Consider the following 22,242-nt stretch of genomic DNA (forward strand, 5'->3'; position numbering starts at 1 on the left):
AACGAAATCACCCTGGCGATAGAGCGACGGCAGTGCATACAGCTTCAGCAGTATGAGTCCACGAACTGTCGCAGAAGGAATGGATCGCTCGAAAAAATCCTGTCTGACGACATGGCGTTTCTTTACGTGCGAAAATAATGGATTACTCGTCAAGAGAACATCGATCTGGAGACCTTGATAGTTTCCACGTACAAAATAGATATCTCTGTGAGCAATATCGATTTCAGGGAGCCTCTTCAGCGATCTCAGAGCGTGATCAAAAACTAAAACCTCGGATAAAGCCTATTCAGGAGCATTGCAATAGAACCGAGATAAAGAAAGGCTTCGCTTGATTCTGGGTTGCGGTTGTTGCGGCGAATAATTATTCGCCGCAACAACCGATTGCGTCCCGCCCACGCAATCGAGCGTTCTACCACCCATCGCTTCGGGATGACCGCACATCCCTTTTGTTCAGGCGGTTTTTCGATGACATTCAGGCGTATCGTCGTGTTCTGTTGCATCCATTCATTTAACCCTTGTTTGTAGCCTTCATCCACCCGAATTTCTTGCATCCGAGGAAACGATTGATGATGCGCGGCCAAAAGCCACTCCGCGCCTTCGGTATCAGAAATGTCTGCCGGATGGACGAGCACGCGCAGCAAGAACCCATTTGTATCAACCCAGCATTGCCGTTTGCGCCCATTGACCTTTTTTTCCCCCATCGTCGCCGCGTTCTCCGCCTGCTTCGGTCGTTTTGACGGATTGGGAGTCCAGGACGCTGATGGACGGCTCCGGGTCGCGATTCAACGCTTGTCGCGCCAGTTTGCGCAAGGTATCATTGATTTTGATGAATGTTCCATCACGATTCCATTTGTCGAAAGAGTACCGAACCGAACTCATTGGCGGAACATCTTTTGGACGCATGCGCCATTGACAGCCCGTGCGATTTTTGGAGCGCAGCGCGTTGACGATCGCGCGGCGATCAATTTCGGTCGGACGCCCGCCGTTGGGCGACGGGGTGATGACGAGTGGCGCGATGGCGGCCCATTGCGCATCGGTCAGATCGGTCGCATCCTTGGTTGGATAGGATCGACGTGCACGTCGTGGCATACGAGATTGCTCCTCATCAGAACGGCATGGTCGCCATCATGATACCACAAATCCGGTTTTCTGATCGCCCTCTGATCGGGACCATGCTGCTCGTTCTACTTGGCGACGGTGTTGTCGCTAATGTGGTATTGAGCAAGACGAAGGGCAACAGCAGCGGGTGGATTGTGATCACCACGGCGTGGGCTTTGGCCGTCTTTGTCGGCGCCTATTCCGTTGCGGCGATCAGCGGCGCGCACCTGAATCCGGCAGTGACCATCGGTCTGGTTGTCGCCGGCAAGTTTGAAGCAGCCATGGCGCCGATGTATATCGGCGCGCAGTTCATCGGTGCGTTTATTGGCGCTGTGCTTGTCTTCCTGCACTACTATCCGCACTGGGCGGAAACCAGCGATCCAGGGTTGAAACTCGCCGTGTTCAGCACCGGTCCGGCGGTGCGCAGTGTGGCGTGGAACCTGGTCAGTGAGATTATTGGGACGTTCGTTCTGGTCTTCGGTATTCTTGCCATTGATGGACCGGTCATGAACAATGGCAGCTTCGGCGCGCTTGGAATTATTCCGGTGGCCTTTCTGGTGTGGGTGATCGGTCTGTCGTTAGGCGGTACGACCGGTTATGCCATCAATCCTGCACGTGACCTCGGTCCTCGTATTGCTCACGCAGTGCTGCCCATCCCCGGCAAGGGGAGCAGCGACTGGGGATATGCCTGGATACCGGTTGTTGGTCCGATCATCGGCGGCGCCGTCGCGGCAGCGTTGTATGTTGCTCTGGGGGCTTTCTGAGAGAGCCGCCTGGACGTAATGTGGAAGGTTCTGGTGTTGTCAGCAGGGTTGCGTCGCCTTCCACAACACCAGAACTGCTCACGTAAGGAGAGCAGGAGTCATGAAAAAGCTGATCAACAAACCCGAGGATGTGGTTGTCGAGGAGTTGAAGGGCATTGAATACGCGCATCCCGATCTGGTGAAGGTTCACTACGATCCGAACTTTATCTATCGCGCCGATGCGCCGGTGCAGGGCAAAGTCGCGATCGTCTCCGGCGGCGGATCCGGTCACGAACCGATGCACGGCGGCTTCGTCGGTATGGGCATGCTGGACGCAGCCTGTCCTGGCGCTGTCTTTACCAGCCCCACCCCCGACCAGATGCTCGAAGCGGCGAAAATGGTCCACGGCGGCGCTGGCGTGCTGTACATCGTCAAGAACTACACCGGCGACATCCTCAATTTTGATATGGCGGCCGACCTGGCGCGTGCGGAAGGAATTGAGGTAGAATCGGTTGTGACCAATGATGATGTGGCGGTGCAGGATTCGCTCTACACTGCGGGCCGACGCGGTGTGGGCGTCACGGTGCTGGCGGAGAAGATCTGCGGCGCAGCGGCTGAGGAGGGGCGTTCGCTCGGCGAGGTCGCTGAGATATGCCGCAAGGTCAACGGTTGGGGGCGCAGCATGGGTATGGCGCTGACCAGCTGCACCGTACCGCATGCGGGCAAGCCAACCTTCGATCTGCCCGACGACGAAATGGAGATCGGCATCGGCATCCATGGCGAACCGGGCCGCACCCGTATGAAACTCAAGTCTGCCGACGAGATCACCGAGATGCTGATGGAGCCGATCCTGAACGATTTGCCGTTCCGCGCGGGTGACGATGTGCTGCTGTTTGTCAACAGCATGGGCGGCACCCCGCTGATCGAACTCTATGTGGTGTATCGGAAGGCGTATGAGATCGCAGTCAACGCGGGTCTTAAGGTGGTACGCAACCTGATCGGACCGTACATTACCTCGCTGGAGATGGCGGGTTGCTCGATCACGCTGCTGAAAATGGATGACGAACTGATCAGGTTGTGGGACGCTCCGGTCAAGACTCCTGCGCTGCGGTGGGGAGTGTGATCTATGCCGATCAGTCGCGACGACGTTCTGTCCTGGCTCAGGGTCTACAGCCAGGCGCTGGCGGAGAACAAGGATTATCTCACGCAACTCGACTCGAGCATCGGCGATGCCGACCACGGCGTGAACATGGACCGCGGGTTCAAGGCGGTGCTGGGAAAGTTGCCGACAGTTGCCGATAAGGATATCGGTACGATTCTGAAGTCGGTCGGTATGACGCTGGTTCAGACCGTTGGCGGCGCAAGCGGACCGTTGTACGGGACGTTCTTCTTGCAGGCGGGCGTCGCCACGGCAAACAAGATGGAACTATCGCTTGCCGACTGGGTCACAGCCATCGACGGCGCTATCGTCAGCCTGATGGCGCGTGGAAAGGCGAATGTCGGCGACAAGACGATGGTCGATGCGCTTGTACCGGCGCTGCATGCGCTCAAACAGGCGGTTGCCGATGGCGTCGATGAACGGGAAGCGTTGCGCCAGAGCGTCGTCGCAGCCGAACAGGGGATGAAGAACACCATTCCGATGGTGGCGCGACGAGGACGGGCTTCGTACCTGGCGGAACGAAGCGCCGGGCATCAGGATCCGGGGGCGACCTCTTCATACTTGATGTTCAAGGCGATGGAGGAAGCCTGGACGACAGAGTAGTCGCCGGCAGTGTTGCTGGTGTGCAAAGGAGTCATGGCTATGGCGAAATACGTGGCAGCGGTCGATCAGGGAACGACAAGCACGCGCTGCATGATATTCGATCATGCGGGGCGTGTGGTGGCAGTGGATCAAAAGGAACATACCCAGATCTATCCTCAACCGGGTTGGGTTGAGCACGATCCGCTGGAGATCTGGACGCGCACGCAGGAGGTGATCGACGGGGCGTTGCGCAAGTCGGGAGTGGAACGCAGCGAGATTGCAGCCGTCGGCGTGACCAACCAGCGCGAAACGACGGTGGTGTGGGAGAAGGCGACCGGTAAGCCGGTGTACAACGCGATTGTCTGGCAGGACACGCGCACTGACCAGATCTGTAATCAACTGGCGCAGGACGGCGGGCAGGATCGTTTCCGCCCCAAAGTTGGTCTGCCGCTTGCGACCTACTTCTCCGGTCCAAAGATCACCTGGATCCTCGACAATGTGCCGGGAGTGCGCGAAAAAGCCGAGCAGGGCGAGGTGCTCTTCGGCAACATCGATACCTGGCTGATCTGGAATATGACCGGCGGTGTCAATGGCGGCGTCCACATTACCGACGTGTCGAACGCTTCGCGCACGATGCTGATGAATCTGGAGACACTCGACTGGGATGACGACATTCTGGACGTCATGCGCGTGCCGCGCGCAATGCTGCCGAAGATCATGCCGTCGGCTGCAGTCTATGGCGCCGCAGTCGGCGCGCTCGAAGGCATTCCGGTCGCTGGCGACCTTGGCGACCAGCAGGCGGCGCTCTTCGGTCAAACGTGTTTCAGCGTCGGTGAGGCGAAGAATACGTATGGAACCGGTTGCTTCATGCTGCTGAACACCGGTCTCAAACCGGTGCCGTCACAGAATGGCTTGCTGACGACCGTCGGGTACAAGATCGGCGATCAGCCGACGGTGTACTGCCTGGAAGGTTCGATTGCTATTACCGGCGCGCTGGTGCAGTGGCTGCGCGATAATCTGCGCTTTTTCGATTTCTCCTCGCATATCGAGGAGTATGCCAATGCGGTCGAAGATAGCGGCGGCATCTACATCGTGCCAGCGTTCTCAGGTCTGTTCGCGCCGTACTGGAAGAGCAACGCGCGCGGTGCTATCGTCGGGTTGACTCGCTATATTACGAAGAACCACATCTGCCGCGCTGCGCTTGAGGCAACCGCCTATCAGACGCGCGAAGTGCTCGATGCGATGAATAAGGACTCGGGCGTCGATCTGACGGCGCTCAAGGTTGATGGCGGCATGGTCTTCAACAACACCCTGATGCAGTTCCAGGCTGATATTCTGGGTGTGCCGGTCATCCGCCCAACCGTGTCAGAAACAACGGCGCTGGGCGCCGCCTACGCTGCCGGTCTCGCAGTCGGCTTCTGGAAAGAAGTCGAGGATCTGCGCGCCAACTGGGGCAAGGATCACGAGTGGTCGCCGCAGATGGATAGCGCAACCCGCGAACGTCTCTATAGCGGTTGGAAAAAAGCGGTGACCCGTACCTTCGATTGGGTTGACTGACCGCTGACACAGGGCGATCCCGCCTGCGCATGCCTGATTCGTCGCCGTTGACTTCCGATCACAGCATGATCGAGCGAGAGTCACGCGACCGATCATGGCATGCGCTTTTTACTCATCGAATGCTGGCTTTCGTTTCGATGACAATTGCGACCGATGGACGCCATCGATTGGGAAAGCATGTGGGCGCCATACGATGATGAGACGTATCAGTACGTCCTGGCGCAGGTGGGTGCAGACGATGTTGTGGTCGATATTGGCGCTGGCGATCTGAGACTGGCACGGCAGCTGGCGCAGATGGTTCGCCGGGTTTATGCAGTCGAACGAAACTGTGACCTTGTTCAGCGCGTGTTGCCATTGCTGGAACCATATCCCAACCTGGTTGTGATCAATGTCGATGCCCTGGTCTGGCAACTGCCGGACGATCTGACCCTGGCGGTGTTGCTTATGCGTCACTGCACTCGTGACCATTTTGCGACCTATGTGAAGCGTTTGAAGCAGGCTGGTTGTCGAAGATTGGTGACAAATGCGCGCTGGAAAATGGGCGTGGAGGTGATCGATCTCGGTCATAACCGGCGGTACGATCCGGATCGGGCTGGCTGGTACGCCTGCCACTGCGGCGCGATAGGGTTCACTGCGCCTGAGTTTGCATCGATCACCGCACACTCGGTGAACGATATCGTCGATGTCGTTCTCTGTCCTGATTGTATCTTGCAGGCTGGTATCGATTATGGTGAATATCGTCCTTGTGTCGCATAGTTCCCTGCTGGCTGCCGGGATCGTGGACATGATGCGCATGGTGATGCAGCAGTCGCAGGTCTCAATTGCTGTGGCGGCAGGCGCCGACGACTCATCACAGACGCTTGGAACAGATGCGGCAAAGATCCGTGATGCCATCGAAGACGTGTACAGCGATGATGGTGTGCTGGTGCTGATGGATCTGGGCAGCGCAGTGCTGAGTGCGGAGATGGCGCTCGATTTTCTTGCCGAAGAAAAGCGGAATCGTGTACGATTGTGCGCTGCTCCGCTCGTCGAAGGCGCCATCGCTGCCGCTATTCAAGCCAGTCTGGGTGCGTCGCTTGATCGCGTGGCGGCAGAGGCGGAAGGGGCGCTGTCCGGCAAGATCGAGAGTCTGAGTCAGCGTGCGGGCACAGATGCTGCCGTACCCCCACCATCGTCTGCGTCTCCGGTTGCGACCGATGTGCAGCAGGTGCGACTGGTTGTTGAAAATCGCCTGGGACTGCACGCCCGACCGGCTGCGCTGTTTGTCCAGACTGCCGGTCGTTTTCAATCCGATATTCGTGTTGCCCGTGCTCATGACTCCCGGCAGGTCAATGCAAAAAGTTTCAACGCAGTGGCAGCGCTTGGCATCCGGCAGTACGACGAGATCGTCGTCTCCGCCACCGGTGCGGATGCTGCTGAAGCGCTGGCGGCATTGCAGCGACTCGCGGCAGAGAAGTTTGGAGAAGCCGATGATGTGGCGGACGAGCCGCAACCGCTGCCATCGCCTCGATCGACAGATACGCCTCCTGGCGCGCTGCGTGGCATTGCCGCATCACCCGGGTATGCTCTTGGTCAGGCGGTGGTGCTGCGCAACGTCGAACCACAGATTGAGCGCCTTGCTATCGACGATCCTGCAGCCGAGATGTCCCGGTTTTCTGTCGCTCTGGAAGCCGTTCGCAGCAAGACACGCCAGGTGCGTGATCAGATTGCCCAACACCATCCCTACGAGGCGGCGATCTTCGACGCATACCTGATGTTTCTCAGCGATCCTGATGTGTTGTCGCGCGTCCAGCAGATCGTCGAGCGTGAGCGCGTCAATGTCGAGTGGGCATGGCAACAGGCAGTGCGCGAGTCGGTACAGGCGTTCGAATCGCTCGACAATGATTACATGCGCGCACGCGCCGTCGATATTCGGGATGTCGGATTGCAGGTGCTGACACAGTTGCTGGGACATACTGCCGTGACGCATGTCGATCAGTCCGGGATCGTCGTTGTTGACGATCTCTCGCCGTCCGACACCGCGCGGCTCGATCCGGCAAACGTGTTGGGTATCTGTACCGAACGCGGAAGTTCGACCTCGCACAGCGCCATTCTGGCGCGCACGCTCGGCATCCCTGCCGTCGTCGGCGTCGGTCCGGCAGTCGCACAGGTGCGACCAGAGACGCCGCTTATTATTGATGGCTTCGCCGGTCTGGTCTGGATCGATCCTGATGAGTCGATTACTGCCGATTATGCAGCGAAACTTGCGCAATGGCGTACCACGTATGAGCGTGCACAGAGATCGAGTGCCGCGCCATCCGTGACGAAAGACGGGATCGGTATCGAGGTTGCAGCGAATATCGGCAATCTCGAAGATGCACGCGCAGCACTGGCGAACGGCGCCGACGGGGTTGGATTGCTGCGCACTGAATTTCTCTTTCTTGATCGAGCGACGGCGCCCGATGAGGATGAGCAGTTCGAGGTGTATCATGCCATAGCTCGTCTGATGGATCAGCGGCCGGTTGTCATCCGCACGCTTGATGTGGGGGGCGATAAGCCGCTGCTGTATCTTCATATGGCGCGCGAAGAGAATCCATTTCTGGGGCAACGCGCCATCCGGTTGTGTCTGGAACGTCCCGATTTGTTCAAACCGCAACTGCGCGCTATCCTGCGTGCTGCCGCTGGTCATCGGATACGAATCATGGTTCCCATGATCGCCGATATTGGCGAGTGGCGGCGCGCGCGCAGCATCCTGGACGAAACCATCGCCGAATTGCGGAACCGGGGTGTGCCGATTCCCGATCACGTGGATGTCGGTATGATGGTTGAAGTGCCGTCTGCGGCTTTGCTGGCGCATATCTTTGCGCCTGAGGTTGATTTTTTCAGTATCGGATCCAACGATCTGACGCAGTATACCCTTGCCGCCGAGCGGGGCAATGCATCTGTCGCCTATCTCCAGGATGGATTGCACCCGGCAGTCCTGATCCAGATTCGCCAGGTGGTGCAGAGCGCCGAAGCCGCCGGAAAATGGGTGAGCGTGTGCGGTGAACTGGCTGCGGATCGCCAGGCTTTGCCAATACTGGTCGGGTTGGGAGTGAAGAAACTCAGTATGTCGCCGGGTTCGATCCCGCAGGCGAAAGAACTCGTGCGACAACTGACGCTCAGGGATGTGCAGCAATGGGCAAACCAGGCGCTTACCCTGGAGTCGGCAAAAGCGGTTCGCCACTTTATCCGGCGACAACTGGCGACGATTGGCGAATATGAGGGGTGAGGGGGTGTTTACCCCACATTGCAGGGGAGCAGGGCAGGCGACGCGGTCGCCGCCACCCGCCCGTTCCCGATCCGTCTCTCCCGGGTAACGCTTTAGAACGGCACGTCCTCCGTCTCGTCCGCAGTTTCAGCGACGTCCTGGTCAGTATCGTCGGTCCCCGGTCGGCTATCGAGGAACAGCACCTCATCGGCGCGCACGAACGTCCGGTGGCGGTGCAGACCGGTTTCCCGGTCTGACCAGCTATGGGTGCGCAGGCTGCCGACAATGCGCACACGACTTCCCTTATGCAGGTAGCGCATGCACTGTTCTCCCAGTTTGTTCCACGCTTCGATCAGCGTCCAATCGGTTTCGATTGATCGTTCGCCGTTCTCGCTGCGTGCGCCGAGATGCTTGGTTGCGACGTTGAAGAGGCATACGCTCGATCCCGAAGGGAAAGAGCGCATTTCGGGCGTATCGCCGAGCCAACCGATGAGTTCGACTGTGTTGACGGTTCCTCTGACCTGACGCATGTTCGTCTCCTTGTTGCGCCTACCTGAGGCGGCGAAACGCCTGTTCAGGCGATGCGCAGGTCATGAGGGAAGCCTGCCGGGGAAGCCGAATGTGTTAACTCAGATAGGCAATGCTGCGAATGCTCTGTGCGACCGGCCACGACTCCGGTCGCACACCAGATAGACCGCACAGGTTGAGAAAAGGTTACGCACTCCTGGCTTCATTCGCCAGCCGTGCGCTGGCTGGGGCGCTGCCACTCGCGCAGCAGCGCCGACGCCTGTCCGCTGGTGAGTTCCTCGACGGTGGTCTCGAAGCGCTGCCGGATCTCGGCATCGAGATCGAACCCCTTTTGCTGCGCCAGCCGCCTGAGCGCAGCAATCTGCTTCTCGTGGGCAGGCGCCGTATCGGAAGGACGCGCGGGAATGGCGCCATCGTCAGCGTGTGCGCTGCGTGCAGCCGCTGCGTATGCCTGACGTTCCTCGGCAATCTTTTTCAGACTGTCGATGAAGGCGCTTGCCTGTCCTTTGGTCATCGTGACCAGATCGACGTGGTGTTCCTGGGCGTAGGATGCCAGTTGCTCGTTCGTCCAGGCGAGGTCTTCCTGGAGGGCGGCGATGTAGTGCCGTTGACGGTCGCTCGCGGGAGCGTCGGGGTCGCGGATCGTGGGCGCTGGCGGCGCGGGTTGCGCTTCGCGGATGCCAGCGATCTGCGCTTCAATCGCCTCACGTTGGGTGCGATAGATGCGCCAGCCGAGATCAACGGCTTTTGCCACCTCTTCGTCGCTGGCGTCGAGCGGCAGGACGATTGTTTCTTCGAGGGTGACATAGTCTTCGCCAATGCGGATCGCCGCACGATAGGTGCGTGAAACAGTCGCTTCGGGACGGGCGGGTTCGCCTGATTTGCGGGGGGAAGCCATACCTCTTACCTCCTGCCCTGCCGGAGTGGGCGTCGCCGGCGTGGAGCGTTGCTCGTACCTTATTGCATATACTCGTTCCCGTGAATAGTATAGCACATCTGTTCAACTCTTGCAAGCACGATTTTGGGTTGACAGGCGCGGTAGATTGCGCTATACTTCTGTGCGCAGCGCCGAAGTGGCGGAATGGCAGACGCGACGGTCTCAAAAACCGTTGGAGGTGACTCCGTGTGGGTTCGACTCCCACCTTCGGCACCATTCCGCTGCGGCAGACGGCGACGGGGCGTGGCTCAGCCTGGTAGAGCGCAGCGTTCGGGTCGCTGAGGTCGGTGGTTCAAATCCACTCGCCCCGACCAAAATTCCATAGGAACATCGCCAGCCAACGACTGGCGATGTTTTTTTAGATGACCATACCCCAACCGATGAAGGCTACCGCGACAAGTGCAATGATGGCGTAGGCTGCGAGCGCCTGCCCGTCGCGCAACGAGGGCGATTCGTCAGAGTCGGCCGGTTCGCTGACCACCGTGGCGCCCATGAGAAAACTGATGATCAGAAACGCCGTCAACGCCATGAACGGTACATTAATGAACCCCAGAATGTCGAGATAATCGACCGTGCACGGGATTCCGTCAACGCATGGCGGCGGCGGCAACCAGTCGGTTTTGACAAGGAGATAGTGGTAGAGCGAAACGCAGGCGCCGAACAGCGAGAGTGGCAGCACATACAGGTGCAGCCCGTGATCGCGGCGCAGAATGCCAACCAGGATCAGGACGACGAGCGGATACATCAGAATGCGCTGATACCAGCACAGGACGCATGGCGGCCATCCAAGCGCTTCGCTCATAAACAGACTGCCGCACGTTGCGACGGTCGCCTGCAAAAGCGCCAGGTGCCGTCCGTAACGCCCAAAAAAGGCGGCTACGCGGTCTTCGGCGCCGCTTTCTGGTACAGTCTGCGCTTCGCTGATGGTTCCGGCTGATTGGGTTTTGGGTGTGTTCATACGCAACTCGGTGGCTGTGACTGCCGGGCAAAGGCGGAAGATAAACAAACCTTAATACAGATTGTGGTATACTACGGTACCTGTTATCCGGAATTGCTGTCTGTTCAGGACCTTGTATGGCAACGTTGCTTATCACCGGTTTTGAACCATTCGGTGGCTTTGCGGTCAATCCTTCGCAAGAGGTTGTGAAACGTCTATCCAGCAACGGAAAGCCTGCCGGCGCTGTCACCGCCATTTTGCCGGTCGATGCGGCGCGGGTCCCTGGCATGATAACCGATCTTTTGCTCGATCTTCAACCCGATCTGTGCCTGATGCTTGGTCAGGCGAATGGATACGCTGCGCTTTCGGTCGAGCGGGTGGCGATCAACCTCTGCGATTTTCGTATTCCAGATAATGCTGGCATGCAGCCCATCGATGAACCGATCGTCCAGGACGGTCCGGTTGCGTACTTTTCCACTGCGCCGGTGCGCGCCGTCGTTGACGCAATCCGCACGGCTGGCATTCCCGCCAATCTGTCGCTGTCGGCGGGCGCCTATCTGTGCAATATGGTGTACTATGTGGCGCTCCACGTTTGTGCGACTCGTCGTCTGCCAACCCGTTGTCTGTTCATCCACCTGCCGTCGCTTCCGGCGCAGTCAAGCGCCGATCCGCGCCCCGGTCCGACGATGGCGCTGGAGACGATGTGTGCTGGCGTGCACGCCGCACTCGATGCCTGTCGGTCGGTGTGAACCAGCGGGTGAAATGAAGATTGAGAATGTAACCCGGTATTTTGCTGCGGGGCTCATGGAGATTGAGCATTTCCGGTATGCGCCTCGTGTCGTCGGGCTCATGGAGATTGAGCATTTACAGCAGTTCTCAGATACGTAGACCATTGTCCGGGTCTGCCGTGTCACACGAGACGCCCCGTTTTCGGCAAAGCGTAGACCGAAATTCATTTCGGTCACCGTGTCGGGAGCGCGATTCTGGGAGCGTTCAACCCTGTCCAATTGGTTCAACCTCTGTGAGAACTGCTATAAATCCGCTATGCGGCACGAGCCGTCGGGCTCATGGAGATTGAGCATTTACAGCAGTTCTCTGATATGTTGACCTTTGTCGAGGTCTGCCGTGTCGTGCGAAGCGCCCGTCTCCGGCAGAGCGTAGACCGAAATTCATTTCGGTCACCGTGTCGGGAGCGCGATTCTGGGAGCGTTCAACCCTGTCCAATTGGTTCAACCTCTGTGAGAACTGCTATAAATCCGCTATGCGGCACGAGCCGTCGGGCTAAAGCCCTCGGCTATGCAGGGCGAAGCCCGCCTGCGCGGGCTGTAGTGGAGTAATTATTCAACAACCCTGATTCCACCTGGCGCTTTCCAGCAAACCGCAACTCATTCACATATGGCGCGGCGATGGCGGCGCACTCCTCACCGGAGCGCGTCGCCATTGTCGCTGTGGTCTGGCAGCATCCGTTGCGGCGATCAATAGGCGCGGGCAAAGATAACCTGTTGCGTTGTTTCTTTCCCTGTATACACGCAACGCCCGGCTTGCTGCGGTTGATCGAGCGGAATGCAGCGAATAGTGGCGCGCGTTTCTTCCTGGATGCGCTTCTCGTCTTCGGTCGTCCCCGCCCAGTAGCAACGTGCGAAACCGCGTTCGACCTGTTGTTTGAGTTCGTCGTAGGTTGCAACGTCGGCGGTGTGATCTTCGCGGAAGGTCAACGCGCGCCGGTAGAGCGCCTGCTGGATCTCCTCCAGGAGCGCGGTCAACCGGTCGGTCAACCCGTCCTGCGGCACGAATGATTTCCCTTCGCGTCCAGGCTGGTCGCGGCGGGCAATCGCTACGCTCCCTTTTTCGATGTCTTTTGGTCCGATCTCGACGCGGATCGGAACCCCCTTCAGTTCCCATTCGTTGAACTTGAACCCCGGTGTCAGATTGTCGCGGTCGTCGATCTTGAAGCGCAGGCGTCCCTTCCACTCTGCGGTCATACGCTGCACCGCTTCCATCACCACGCTGCGCTCGGCATCGTTTCGGTAGATCGGCACCACGACGACCTGCGTTGGCGCCAGGCGCGGCGGAATGACCAGCCCTTCGTCGTCGGAATGGGTCATAATCAACGCGCCAATCAGTCGCGTGCTGACGCCCCAGCTGGTTGTCCAGGCGTACTGGATGGTGTTCTGCTGGTCGGTATAGGTAATGTCGAACGCACGCGCGAAGTTCTGCCCCAGATTGTGCGATGTGCCCGCCTGGAGCGCGCGACCGTCCTGCATCATCGCTTCGATGCAGTAGGAGCGCAGCGCACCGGGGAACTTTTCCTTTTCCGACTTCAGCCCCTTAATGACCGGGATGGCCATCTCCTTCTCCACGAAATCAGCATACACCTCGTGGAGGATGAGGAGCGTTTCGCGTTCGGCATCTTCCTCAGTGGCGTGGACGGTGTGCCCTTCCTGCCAGAGGAACTCGGTGGTGCGCAGGAAGGGGCGGGTGCGCATTTCCCAGCGCATCACGTTCGCCCACTGATTGATGAGCAGCGGCAGGTCGCGGTAACTGCGCACCCATTTGGAATAGAAGTAGCCGATGATAGTTTCCGACGTCGGGCGGATGACGTAGGGCTCGGCGAGGTCTTCGCCGCCAGCGCGGGTCACTTCCGCCACTTCAGGCGCAAACCCTTCGACGTGCTCGGCTTCTTTCATCAGGAAGCTTTTGGGGATCAGCAGCGGAAAGTAGGCGTTGACATGACCGGTGGCTTTGATCCGGTCGTCCAGACCGCGCTGGATCGCCTCCCAGATGGCGTAGCCGGTCGGTTTGAACACAATGCACCCTTTGACTACCTCGGCGTAATCCGCCAGGTCAGCCTGTTGCACAATGTCGAGATACCACTGCGAATAATCCTGCGCGCGCGGCGTAATTCCTTCTTTCGGCACGTTGGTTACACCTTTCTGCGTTCCAGAAGAGATGTCTGATTTCTGTCATGGTTGGGCGCGTCGTCGGGCTGCGATACATCCGGGAACTACTGTCCGCCAGTGAGCGGGAACGCACCGCAGCGATCATCGTGCTGGCATTCCCGACGTCGCAAACGCTCGCAGGTGGACAGCCCTGCGAGTGTGCCGCGCCTTGTAGAGCTGTTATTGTACCATATGCGCATACGCTCCTGCTGCTTCGACTTCGAGGCGCGCGATCTCCAGGCGCAGCGCCCACTCGCGCGGGTCGGCGTCGATCCGCGCCTTCCAGGCGTCGATGCCGCCAGCTGCGGCGACCGCTTCAGGGAAACGATCAGCAGTTTCGTATTCGAGACCTTCAGTTTCGATAGCGCCGATAGCAAACCGACCGGTGCGTTGCAGGAAGAGAGTCCAGGAAACATCGGTGCCAATCGTTTCGTCCGGGCAGCCATCGAGGATCGCAGCGGCGGCGCGACGCGAGACGCCGCGTGCGGCTGCGGTGACGTCCCATTCCTGCCCGCTCACCTGTGCGAAGACGTGGTTGACGATCGCTTCGGTAGCGCACTGGGCGCGGGGATGGCTGTCGAACGCGCGCCGTGTGCGTCCGAGGACGGTAAAATCATAGGCGAGGATCAAACCGGCAATCGATGCGAGTTCGGCAGGATGGTATTCGACCCAGTGCAGTGCGCGATCAAAATCGCAGAAGAGCACGTGATGCGCGCCTGTCTCGATACCCAGACGTAAGGCTTCGCGTCGCGCGCGTCCCAGCTTCAGATGACCGCACGACGGTGCGCGATAGATCGAGACGCCAGCAGCCAGGAGCGGCTCGATGGCACTGCCAGGCGTCTCGTCGGTTGTGCGCACGACGATCATTGGAAAAATGCGTTGCAATGCTGTCACAACCCGCTCAGCCTGAGAGCGGAGCAAGCCGTCTGGATCGTGGTGGACGCAGGCAAGCGTCACGCTTTCGCTCATACAACGCCCTTCACATCGCTCAGGCGCCGACGTCGGCTCTCCAGCGCATCGGATCAGTTTCTGCTCTGGAGTGCATCACGAATCGCCTGGATCGTTTCGGATATGGGACGGGTGTTGAACACGCCGGTTCCGGCGACGATGCTGGTGGCGCCAGCGCCGGCGACATCGGCGACATTGGCGGCGCTGATGCCGCCATCGACCTGAAGTTCGATATGGTGCAGCCCGTGTTCGTCGAGCATACGGCGCAGGCGAACAATCTTCGCCGTGCTGCCCGGAATGTACGTCTGCCCGCCAAAACCAGGATTGACGCTCATAATCAGGACAAGATCGAGGTCGGGCAGAATCTCTTCGATAGCGGTCAGCGGAGTAGCCGGATTGAGGGCCACGCCAGCGGTGACGCCCAGCGCGTGGATCTGTTGAATGGTGCGATGGAGATGACGGCAGGCTTCGACATGCACCGTAATATGGGTGGCGCCCGCAGCAACGAATGCGTCAATGTAGCGCTCTGGTTCGACGATCATGAGATGACAGTCGAGCGGCAGATCAACGGTGCGGCGCAGCGCGTCGACCACCGGTATCCCGATGCTGATATTCGGCACGAACATGCCGTCCATCACATCGATGTGCAACCCATCGGCGCCAGCTGCGGCAACTTCGCGCGCCTGCTCGCCGAGGCGCGCAAAATCGGCGGCGAGGATGGACGGCATGAGACGTATTGAACGCTGGTTGGCGGCGATAACCGGCACGAATATCCCTCGCACGAACGGATGATCACCGCATAATTATAGCATCGAACCGGCATAGAGATGATGAACGATGGCTCAATTCCGGCGTCTTGACACGTTGCGTTGTTTCGGGTACACTATTCTACCGACCGGTAAGGAAAGAGGTGTGCCATGACTCGCAACGAAGAACGTACCCGGAACCGCATCCTGCTTGTGCTGTTTGTTGGTGTTCTGATGGCAGCGCTTGATATTGCCATCGTTGGACCAGCGCTGCCGGCGTTGCGCGAGCATTTTGGAATCGACGCGCGTGCGGCATCGTGGATGTTCGTCGTCTACGTGCTCTGCAACCTGGTTGGAACGCCGTTCATCGCCAAACTGTCGGACCGGCTGGGGCGGCGCACGCTCTACACTGCCTGTGTTGCCCTGTTTGGTCTGGGGTCATTGATCGTCGTGGCGGCGCCGACGTATGCGCTGGTGCTGGCGGGTCGCGCTATCCAGGGGTTGGGCGCGCGTGGCATTTTCCCGGTTGCCAGTGCGGTGATCGGTGATACATTTCCGCCGGAGAAGCGCGGCAGCGCGCTGGGACTGATCGGCGCGGTGTTTGGTATTGCATTCCTGATCGGACCGATCATCGGCGGTGTGCTGCTCCTGCTTGGATGGCAGTGGCTCTTTCTGATCAATCTGCCGATTGCACTTGCGCTGATCGGGTTTGGCGTGAAATTATTGCCCGCCATCCGCGCGGCAACGCCGCGTCCCTTCGACTGGGGCGGGACGGTCGTGCTTGGGGTGATCCTGGCATCGCTGGCTGTGGCGCTGAGCGATCTTGCCTACCTGCTCGACGAAGCGAGTGTGAGCGGTCTGGTGAATGCAATCAGTGCATCATCGACCTGGTTCCTGCTGGTGCTGGCACTGGCGCTCATCCCGCTATTCTTGCAGATCGAGCGTCGTGCGGATGACCCGGTGCTTGACCTGAATCTGTTCCGCAACTGGCAGATTGCGCTGGCTGGCGCACTCTCCTTTGGCGCAGGCTTGAGCGAGGCGGTAACGTTGTTCGTGCCATCGTTGCTTGTCGCAGCGTTTGGCGTCACGCCATCAACTGCGAGTTTTATGCTTGTGCCGATGGTGCTGGCGATGGCGGTCGGTTCACCGCTGTCGGGGCGCATGCTTGACCGGATTGGCTCGAAAATTGTGGTGCTGACCGGTACGGCGTTGATAGCAACAGGTTTGCTGCTGGAAGGGATGCTGGCAACCTCTCTCGTCGCGTTCTACGGCTTTGCTGCGCTGTTTGGCATTGGTATCGGCGTATTGCTCGGCGCATCGCTCCGGTACATCCTGTTGAACGAAGCGCCAGCTGCGGAACGTGGCGCGACGCAAGGGGTGCTGACGGTATTTATCAGCATTGGTCAGTTGATCGGCGCGGTGGTGCTCGGCGCGGTTGCAGCAGCGCGCGGTAGCGATGTCGGCGGATACGCAGCGGCGTTTCTGGTTGTCGGCGTCGTGATGCTGGCGCTCTTCATCGCTTCGTTCGGTTTGAAGAGTCGCGCCGAGGAACTGGCGACCCGCCAGCAATGGCAGAGCGGAGCTTCGGCGGCATGAACGATGGTTGACAGGTGAAGGCAATCGTCGCCGGTTGATCCGGTGCAGGTTCTCGGGTAAGATGTCCGTGTGTGACCAGAATCAGACTATTTCTCAATAAGGGAATGTGCAATGAATCCATACAGCATAACACTCTATGCACACTCATATGTACGCTGGGCAGTGGTCATTCTCGGCGCGCTGCTCCTGGTGCAGGCGCTGATCGGCTGGTTGGGGAAACGTCCGTGGGATGCGTCGGTGGGACGACTCGGCTCGTTCTTCAGTATTTCAATGGATATTCAGTTGTTGTTGGGTCTGTTGCTGTACGGGGTGTTCAGTCCTGCGGTGCAGCGCGCCCTCGACGATTTTGGCGGCGCCATGGCTGATGCGCGATTGCGCTTCTGGGCGGTTGAACATATTCTGGTGATGGTGGTGGCGGTGGTGCTGGCGCATGTCGGTCATGTCACGGCGAAGCGCCTGCCTGAGGAGAAACGCTACCGGCGGTATGCCATCTTCACCATCCTGACGATGCTGGCGGTGCTGCTGGCGATCCCCTGGCCCTTCAGCGGCGCCGATCCCCGTCCGCTCTTCCGAATCTGAGCACTTGAATTGTAGCCGGAAGCACGCGCCGCCCTAACGGGAAACGCCAACGCGGTTGTCTTTCGGGGGCGGCGTTTCCTTTTCGTCTACCCTTTCACCAGGCGCAACTCGATGCGCCCCACGCGAATGATGTCACCTTCTTCGACCACAGTCGCGTCGCGCACCTCTATGTCATTCACGAATGTGCCATTGGTGCTGTTGAGATCTTCCAGCACCCACTGATTGCCGCGCAATTCGAGGCGGGCGTGCTGCTGCGACAGGAAGGAGTCGTTCAACGCGATTTCGCAGTGTTCCATGCTGCGCCCGATAATCGTGCTTGGACTGAGCGGGAACATCTTGCCGACCGCGACGCCGCTCTGCCCGCTGCGCAGCACGACGAGATGCCCATACGGGTTGTATGACGGGGCAGTCAGCCCTGCCTGACCGATTGCTGCAAGTTCGCGGATCATGACGCGCACCGCCTGCCAGAGAAAGAAATAGAGCAGCAGCACCACGGCAACGCGCAGTACCAGCATCACAGCGTCAAGAGAAGCGTTGGCGAAGTCGAACATACCATCCCATTTGGGAAGCAGGATGAGCGGTGTCGTCAACGGTCGGTCTGCCGGAACGTCAACTCCAGTCCGCCGAGTGACACAACATCGCCATCACGCAATGCGCGTTCAGTCACCGGCTCGCCGTTGACGAAGGTGCCATTGGTCGAGCCGAGGTCGGTCAGCCAGAAGCGGCGAGATCGATAGCGGAGTTGGGCATGGTTACGGGAGACGCGCGAATCTTCCAGGATAATATCGTTGTTCAGCCCGCGTCCAATCGTCATCAGCGTGCTGTCGAGGGGGATAACGTGCGTACCGCTGGATGTCGTCAACAGGAGGCGCGCCCGTGCTGCTGGCGCTGCCGCCGCCTGCGCCGGGATGACCTGGGTATCACCGGACTGGCTTACCGCCGGCGCAGCCTGCGTTTCCGCCACGACCTGGATTGTCCGGCGCGGCACACCGGCATCGGCGACCAGTTCGACGCGCGGATGCTCGACCATGCTGAACCCGCGCTCCTGCGCCAGTTCCGCCAGATAGGTCGCCATCTCGCGCTCCACGTCGGCGCGGATCGGCTTGAAGGTCTCGAAATCCTGTGGATTCAGGAATGCGCGGTAGTAGTTGGGCACCAGAATACGCCGCACGCTGACCGTCTGGTTGGATTCCATGGCGCGTTCGAGACGTTTGGCGATCTCGGCAGGCTGAACCGGGCTGCGGAATAACCGCGCAACCGACCCTTCGACGATATTTTCCATAAAGGCTTCAAAACGGCTGAGTGCTGACATAGGCTGATCTACCGCGCAGGTATCCCGATGTACACACTTTTGATATTGTACAGGAGTTGTGCGTCAGCGGCAACCGTTGTCAATCATCGTATGCAGCACCGTACGCTATCTGCCCAGGTGGTGTGCGAAGAAGTTGGCTACACGCTCGACATAACGTTGTGGATCGACCTCATAGGAACGGGCATGCCCGGCGCCGGGCACTTCCCAATACTCCGCTTCTGGCGCAGCAGCAGCGAGCGCACGACCGTGATCCACCGGCGTAAAGGCGTCGGCGTCACCGTGGATGATCAGCACCGGTCGTGGCGCAATATCATCGATCTCCCTGACCGGTTGTGCCGTTGTCAGATCCATCCCCAGCACGAACCGTCCCATGAACAGCGTCGATGGCAGGAAGATGTCCGGCAATCCGCTGGCTTTTGTCCAGTGGCGTTCCATCAGAGGTCTGATGTCGGCGTAACTGCAATCCGCCACCAGCGCGCCAATCGCTGGCTCTTCAGCAGTCGCGCCGATTGCGGACGCCGCGCCCATCGATACGCCGAGCACACCGATGCTTCCGGGACGAAATCCCTGCGTTATCAACCAGTCGACTGCGCCAAGAATGTCGCGCCGTTCCGCCAGACCGAAACTGAAGCGCGCATCGCCGCTTGCGCCGTGTCCGCGCAGGTCGATCATCACCACTGCGAAGCCTCGCTTGTGCAGTTGGGCGGCGAATTCGCTGAAACGTCCCTGAAACTCGGTGGAGCGGCTACTGTCTTTGCCGTGCACAAGGATGACGGCGCGCGAGGTCTCCGGTTGCGGCAGATACCATCCCGCAATCTCAACATCCCCGCCACGCGCCGGGAAGCGTACCTCGTCGAAGCGAGCGCCGAAATCCGCCGGCGTACTGACAATCGCATCACGCTGGGGCAACGTCACCACGCTGGCGGCGTAGGTCGAAATTCCCAGGTAGATCGTTACCAGTAGCATGATGAGCGTTGCTGTGGCAGAGATCGCCATCCGGCGCAAACGACCAACACGCCGGTGTGTGGCAGCAGACGCCGTTGTCTCCATACGTGCCCTCCTTCTGGTTGTGTACCGGTGTTCCAGTAAAACTGCATCTGACAAATTGTACCCTGAAAATGCTTGGGGAGAACTGTTGATCCCTTCTTTCGTGCAATTGGAAGGGACCTATGATGAATTTTCTGCCAGGCGCTGGTAGAGCACTGCCGAGAGCCCCAGGTACGCCAGGATTCGTTCCAGCAAACCAGAGAGCGGCGTGATATGCCACATCACCTGAGGCTCCATCTCAATCCGGGTCAGGGTAATCTCTGCCCGGGCAAACGCCTTCAGCAGGCGTACGCCCGTCGGCCGGTCGGTGGTCCGCCGAGGCTGACCTTCGTACAGCCCGCTCAAGACCTCACCCGCCTGGGCCAGCCCACGCCGTACCTGGCTTTCTATCAACGTCAACAGCCGCAACGCCAGCGTCAGCAGGCGGGTCAGACCGATAATCTGATCATCCCGCCGCACATACAACGGGCGGATGCCGATGGGACGATCCTTCACCAGGTGAAAATCTCTTTCCAGACACCACCCACCCCGGTAATGGACAACCGTCTGGGCCAGCGACATCTGGGCCAACGGCAGGCTGGTCACCTGAATCCGCCATCCCAGACGATATTTCCGGCGCTGAATCGCCTCTTCGTCCCGCCGGACTTCGGCGATGACGCAACGCACGCGCACCTCCGTCCGGACGGGGCGCTTCGGGCTTCCCCGTCCGCGTCCCACGGAGCGCGTGACGGTCTCTTCCTCCCGTCGCCAGGTGACCTGCAGCAAGCCCGTCACATCATATCGCTCCAGCACCTGGGATACCGCTGTCTGCAAGGCCGCTTCGTCCCGATACGGTCGTCGGCCCCGACCGGGGGGCGGTGTCAGCGCCCGCAGAGCACCCTCCGCGTTCGCCAGGCGCTGCTCCAACGGTTGGCTCTCCCGCTCCGCCAGCGCCAACGAGCGGACCACCTGCACCCGCTCGGTCCACGTCACGGGCTTGCCGTCCACCCGAGCGCTCATCGGCCGCTCAAACTCATACCCGCCGCCCAACAGACTCTGCTCATCCCAGATCAGGGTCACCGTCTGCTCCCCTTCCACCACGGCGTCAATCCACGCTTCCACCTGTTGGGCGGTCTCGCCGGTCAGGGGCAGGGGCATCAGGTAGGAGTCCCCGTGGGCCACGATGTCCGCCCGAGTTGCCAGAGCAGCCATCTTGCTGTCGCCCACATACAGCAGCCCCGACCGGCCCAGCATCTGGCGCACCCGAGCGATGAGGGGGCGGTACAACGGGTCGTCGGCGGTCTGGCCGGGGTGGACATTGCAGGCCAGCAGGTGACCCCACGGCTCGGCTGCGGCGGCCATCAATTTCAACTGGGGCAAGTCGGGACGGCGGTCTTTACTATGCCCGTATTGCATCACCCCGTCTTCCGTCAGGGTATGGTAGCCATACGTGGTGGCGCTGTCCAGGCGAACGCTGGTCACGTCCAGGTCATCGACGTCTCCCGTTGCCTGCCACAGGTCGGCCTCCAGGGCTTCCCAGGCGGCCTGCTGGCTCAGGCGGCGCAGCACGATCTCCAGCCGGTCATCACTGAATTCGGTACGGCGAATGGGTTGCCCCAGCAACCGTTCCAGCGTCTGGCGATGCTGCCCGGCCCACTCTTCTCCGCTGGACGTGCGATGGTCGCTTTCCGAGAGGATAGAGGCCAGCCAGACCGTTGCCAGCCAGCCGTTCCTCAGCCCCTGGTGGTTGCCGTGGTGGCCCAGGTGGCGGTCCAGAACTTCGGGAAGGTGCAATTTCTGCGCAAGCCCGATCAGCAGAGGGATGTCATCAACTCGCTCGTGGGTTAAGGTGAGTTTCTCGGCCATACGGCCGAGTATACTATAAATTCGGTTTTTGGCCTTTCGTTTTGCACGAAAGAAGGGTTGATGGTCTTTGAATAGATAGTCCGCTACAGCCCGCGCAGGCGGGCTTCGCATTCCATAGCCGAGGGCTTCAGCCCGACGGCTAGCGCGGGATAGCGGATTTATAGCAGTTCTCACAAAGATTGGTCTGGTTGGGCAGGGTTGCACCCGCCATCGAAAGCAGACGCCGTGTGCGCCGTCCCTCCGCGTGCTCCGCGTCTCTGTGTGCATCAGACCGGCTCACGCGGAGGCGCGGAGATGGGGAGCGCAGCGGAAGCGGGCGCCTCGCGCGACACGGCAGACCCAGACAACTGAAAAGGCGATTCCATTTTATGCTATTATTTATAGCAGGCTCTCTCTGGCATCAGTTTCTACTCAATGCTTATCGCGTCCATCGCCCTCGTCGTCGTTGTTGCCCCTGCGT

At 59.7% G+C, this 22,242-nt stretch carries 19 protein-coding genes, 2 tRNA genes and 1 pseudogene; 11 read left to right on the forward strand and 11 right to left on the reverse strand.

The genetic code is table 11. The features are described 5' to 3' along the window. Window positions 1-263 precede the first annotated feature (263 nt). A pseudogene (locus ROSERS_RS27355) lies at window positions 264-1,089 on the reverse strand (IS5 family transposase). Window positions 1,090-1,127: 38 nt separating this feature from the next. Here ROSERS_RS27355 and ROSERS_RS09140 point away from each other — a divergent pair. The 6 genes from ROSERS_RS09140 to ptsP all read left to right on the forward strand — a co-directional run bounded on the left by ROSERS_RS09140 (window position 1,128) and on the right by ptsP (window position 8,389). After that, window positions 1,128-1,862 carry an MIP/aquaporin family protein gene (locus tag ROSERS_RS09140; RefSeq protein ID WP_011956502.1) on the forward strand — a complete coding sequence of 245 codons (735 nt, stop codon included), beginning with the start codon at window positions 1,128-1,130 and terminating at the stop codon, window positions 1,860-1,862. 100 nt (window positions 1,863-1,962) lie between these two features. Further along, window positions 1,963-2,964 carry a dihydroxyacetone kinase subunit DhaK gene (gene dhaK, locus ROSERS_RS09145; RefSeq protein WP_011956503.1) on the forward strand — a complete coding sequence of 334 codons (1,002 nt, stop codon included), beginning with the start codon at window positions 1,963-1,965 and terminating at the stop codon, window positions 2,962-2,964. 3 nt (window positions 2,965-2,967) lie between these two features. After that, on the forward strand, window positions 2,968-3,603 hold the full coding sequence (gene dhaL, locus ROSERS_RS09150; protein ID WP_011956504.1) for a dihydroxyacetone kinase subunit DhaL: 636 nt from the start codon (window positions 2,968-2,970) through the stop codon (window positions 3,601-3,603). A gap of 39 nt (window positions 3,604-3,642) precedes the next feature. After that, window positions 3,643-5,139: a glycerol kinase GlpK gene (gene glpK / locus ROSERS_RS09155; RefSeq protein ID WP_011956505.1), complete on the forward strand. Its 1,497-nt coding sequence runs from the start codon at window positions 3,643-3,645 to the stop codon at window positions 5,137-5,139. A gap of 153 nt (window positions 5,140-5,292) precedes the next feature. After that, window positions 5,293-5,895, forward strand: a complete 603-nt coding sequence (locus ROSERS_RS09160; RefSeq protein ID WP_011956506.1) for an rRNA adenine N-6-methyltransferase family protein — start codon at window positions 5,293-5,295, stop codon at window positions 5,893-5,895. Next, window positions 5,867-8,389, forward strand: a complete 2,523-nt coding sequence (ptsP, locus tag ROSERS_RS09165) for a phosphoenolpyruvate--protein phosphotransferase (RefSeq protein ID WP_011956507.1) — start codon at window positions 5,867-5,869, stop codon at window positions 8,387-8,389. Before ROSERS_RS09160 ends, ptsP begins: the two co-directional genes overlap by 29 nt. A 92-nt stretch (window positions 8,390-8,481) precedes the next feature. On the opposite strand, the gene ROSERS_RS09170 is transcribed toward ptsP, so the two are convergent. Continuing rightward, window positions 8,482-8,898 carry a single-stranded DNA-binding protein gene (locus ROSERS_RS09170; RefSeq protein ID WP_011956508.1) on the reverse strand — a complete coding sequence of 139 codons (417 nt, stop codon included), beginning with the start codon at window positions 8,896-8,898 and terminating at the stop codon, window positions 8,482-8,484. A 200-nt stretch (window positions 8,899-9,098) separates the two neighbouring features. After that, complete coding sequence (locus tag ROSERS_RS09175) at window positions 9,099-9,794, reverse strand: hypothetical protein (RefSeq protein WP_011956509.1); 696 nt, start codon at window positions 9,792-9,794, stop codon at window positions 9,099-9,101. 169 nt (window positions 9,795-9,963) lie between these two features. Here ROSERS_RS09175 and ROSERS_RS09180 point away from each other — a divergent pair. Both ROSERS_RS09180 and ROSERS_RS09185 read left to right on the forward strand, forming a co-directional pair. Further along, a tRNA-Leu gene (locus tag ROSERS_RS09180) sits at window positions 9,964-10,049 on the forward strand. A 21-nt stretch (window positions 10,050-10,070) separates the two neighbouring features. Next, window positions 10,071-10,147: transfer RNA gene (locus ROSERS_RS09185), tRNA-Pro, on the forward strand. A gap of 44 nt (window positions 10,148-10,191) precedes the next feature. On the opposite strand, the gene ROSERS_RS09190 is transcribed toward ROSERS_RS09185, so the two are convergent. Next, the gene (locus ROSERS_RS09190; protein ID WP_011956510.1) at window positions 10,192-10,791 is read right to left on the reverse strand and encodes a disulfide oxidoreductase; all 600 of its coding nucleotides are present in this window, start codon (window positions 10,789-10,791) and stop codon (window positions 10,192-10,194) included. Window positions 10,792-10,907: 116 nt separating this feature from the next. Between ROSERS_RS09190 and pcp the strand changes: the two genes are divergently transcribed. Further along, complete coding sequence (gene pcp, locus ROSERS_RS09195; RefSeq protein WP_011956511.1) at window positions 10,908-11,519, forward strand: pyroglutamyl-peptidase I; 612 nt, start codon at window positions 10,908-10,910, stop codon at window positions 11,517-11,519. Between the two features lie 726 nt (window positions 11,520-12,245). Here pcp and proS read toward each other — a convergent pair. The 3 genes from proS to rpe form a co-directional block, all read right to left on the reverse strand. Beyond that, entirely contained in the window at window positions 12,246-13,688 is a 1,443-nt protein-coding gene (gene proS / locus ROSERS_RS09200) for a proline--tRNA ligase (RefSeq protein ID WP_011956512.1), read from the reverse strand. Window positions 13,689-13,889: 201 nt separating this feature from the next. Then, the gene (locus ROSERS_RS09205; RefSeq protein WP_011956513.1) at window positions 13,890-14,678 is read right to left on the reverse strand and encodes a hypothetical protein; all 789 of its coding nucleotides are present in this window, start codon (window positions 14,676-14,678) and stop codon (window positions 13,890-13,892) included. 53 nt (window positions 14,679-14,731) lie between these two features. Further along, window positions 14,732-15,424 carry a ribulose-phosphate 3-epimerase gene (gene rpe, locus ROSERS_RS09210; protein ID WP_011956514.1) on the reverse strand — a complete coding sequence of 231 codons (693 nt, stop codon included), beginning with the start codon at window positions 15,422-15,424 and terminating at the stop codon, window positions 14,732-14,734. Between the two features lie 150 nt (window positions 15,425-15,574). Between rpe and ROSERS_RS09215 the strand changes: the two genes are divergently transcribed. Both ROSERS_RS09215 and ROSERS_RS09220 read left to right on the forward strand, forming a co-directional pair. Continuing rightward, entirely contained in the window at window positions 15,575-16,999 is a 1,425-nt protein-coding gene (locus ROSERS_RS09215) for an MFS transporter (protein ID WP_011956515.1), read from the forward strand. A 111-nt stretch (window positions 17,000-17,110) separates the two neighbouring features. After that, on the forward strand, window positions 17,111-17,578 hold the full coding sequence (locus ROSERS_RS09220) for a hypothetical protein (protein ID WP_011956516.1): 468 nt from the start codon (window positions 17,111-17,113) through the stop codon (window positions 17,576-17,578). An 86-nt stretch (window positions 17,579-17,664) separates the two neighbouring features. Here the strand turns inward: ROSERS_RS09220 and ROSERS_RS09225 are convergent, their stop codons facing one another. From ROSERS_RS09225 to ROSERS_RS09240, 4 genes are all read right to left on the reverse strand, one after another. Further along, window positions 17,665-18,168 (reverse strand): FHA domain-containing protein, encoded by a 504-nt coding sequence (locus ROSERS_RS09225; protein ID WP_232282801.1) that lies wholly within the window; start codon window positions 18,166-18,168, stop codon window positions 17,665-17,667. After that, a complete protein-coding gene (locus ROSERS_RS09230) occupies window positions 18,165-18,890 on the reverse strand; it encodes an FhaA domain-containing protein (RefSeq protein ID WP_011956518.1) in 726 nt (241 codons plus the stop codon). Before ROSERS_RS09230 ends, ROSERS_RS09225 begins: the two co-directional genes overlap by 4 nt. A 105-nt stretch (window positions 18,891-18,995) precedes the next feature. Next, entirely contained in the window at window positions 18,996-19,940 is a 945-nt protein-coding gene (locus ROSERS_RS09235; protein WP_011956519.1) for an alpha/beta hydrolase, read from the reverse strand. 117 nt (window positions 19,941-20,057) lie between these two features. Continuing rightward, on the reverse strand, window positions 20,058-21,782 hold the full coding sequence (locus ROSERS_RS09240; RefSeq protein ID WP_011956520.1) for an IS1634 family transposase: 1,725 nt from the start codon (window positions 21,780-21,782) through the stop codon (window positions 20,058-20,060). Between the last annotated feature and the right edge of the window lie 460 nt (window positions 21,783-22,242).

This window comes from Roseiflexus sp. RS-1, assembly GCF_000016665.1.
Classification (GTDB): domain Bacteria; phylum Chloroflexota; class Chloroflexia; order Chloroflexales; family Roseiflexaceae; genus Roseiflexus.

Excerpts from the sequence above, each read along its gene's own strand:
- ptsP (WP_011956507.1), top strand. The coding sequence starts at position 5,867 with ATGGTGAATATCGTCCTTGTGTCGCATAGTTCCCTGCTGGCTGCCGGG.
- ROSERS_RS09170 (WP_011956508.1), bottom strand. The coding sequence starts at position 8,898 with ATGCGTCAGGTCAGAGGAACCGTCAACACAGTCGAACTCATCGGTTGG.
- ROSERS_RS09190 (WP_011956510.1), bottom strand. The coding sequence starts at position 10,791 with ATGAACACACCCAAAACCCAATCAGCCGGAACCATCAGCGAAGCGCAG.
- ROSERS_RS09175 (WP_011956509.1), bottom strand. The coding sequence starts at position 9,794 with ATGGCTTCCCCCCGCAAATCAGGCGAACCCGCCCGTCCCGAAGCGACT.
- ROSERS_RS09140 (WP_011956502.1), top strand. The coding sequence starts at position 1,128 with ATGATACCACAAATCCGGTTTTCTGATCGCCCTCTGATCGGGACCATG.
- ROSERS_RS09230 (WP_011956518.1), bottom strand. The coding sequence starts at position 18,890 with ATGTCAGCACTCAGCCGTTTTGAAGCCTTTATGGAAAATATCGTCGAA.
- ROSERS_RS09240 (WP_011956520.1), bottom strand. The coding sequence starts at position 21,782 with ATGGCCGAGAAACTCACCTTAACCCACGAGCGAGTTGATGACATCCCT.
- ROSERS_RS09215 (WP_011956515.1), top strand. The coding sequence starts at position 15,575 with ATGACTCGCAACGAAGAACGTACCCGGAACCGCATCCTGCTTGTGCTG.
- dhaL (WP_011956504.1), top strand. The coding sequence starts at position 2,968 with ATGCCGATCAGTCGCGACGACGTTCTGTCCTGGCTCAGGGTCTACAGC.
- glpK (WP_011956505.1), top strand. The coding sequence starts at position 3,643 with ATGGCGAAATACGTGGCAGCGGTCGATCAGGGAACGACAAGCACGCGC.
- ROSERS_RS09235 (WP_011956519.1), bottom strand. The coding sequence starts at position 19,940 with ATGGAGACAACGGCGTCTGCTGCCACACACCGGCGTGTTGGTCGTTTG.
- ROSERS_RS09220 (WP_011956516.1), top strand. The coding sequence starts at position 17,111 with ATGAATCCATACAGCATAACACTCTATGCACACTCATATGTACGCTGG.
- ROSERS_RS09205 (WP_011956513.1), bottom strand. The coding sequence starts at position 14,678 with ATGAGCGAAAGCGTGACGCTTGCCTGCGTCCACCACGATCCAGACGGC.
- dhaK (WP_011956503.1), top strand. The coding sequence starts at position 1,963 with ATGAAAAAGCTGATCAACAAACCCGAGGATGTGGTTGTCGAGGAGTTG.
- pcp (WP_011956511.1), top strand. The coding sequence starts at position 10,908 with ATGGCAACGTTGCTTATCACCGGTTTTGAACCATTCGGTGGCTTTGCG.
- ROSERS_RS09160 (WP_011956506.1), top strand. The coding sequence starts at position 5,293 with ATGGACGCCATCGATTGGGAAAGCATGTGGGCGCCATACGATGATGAG.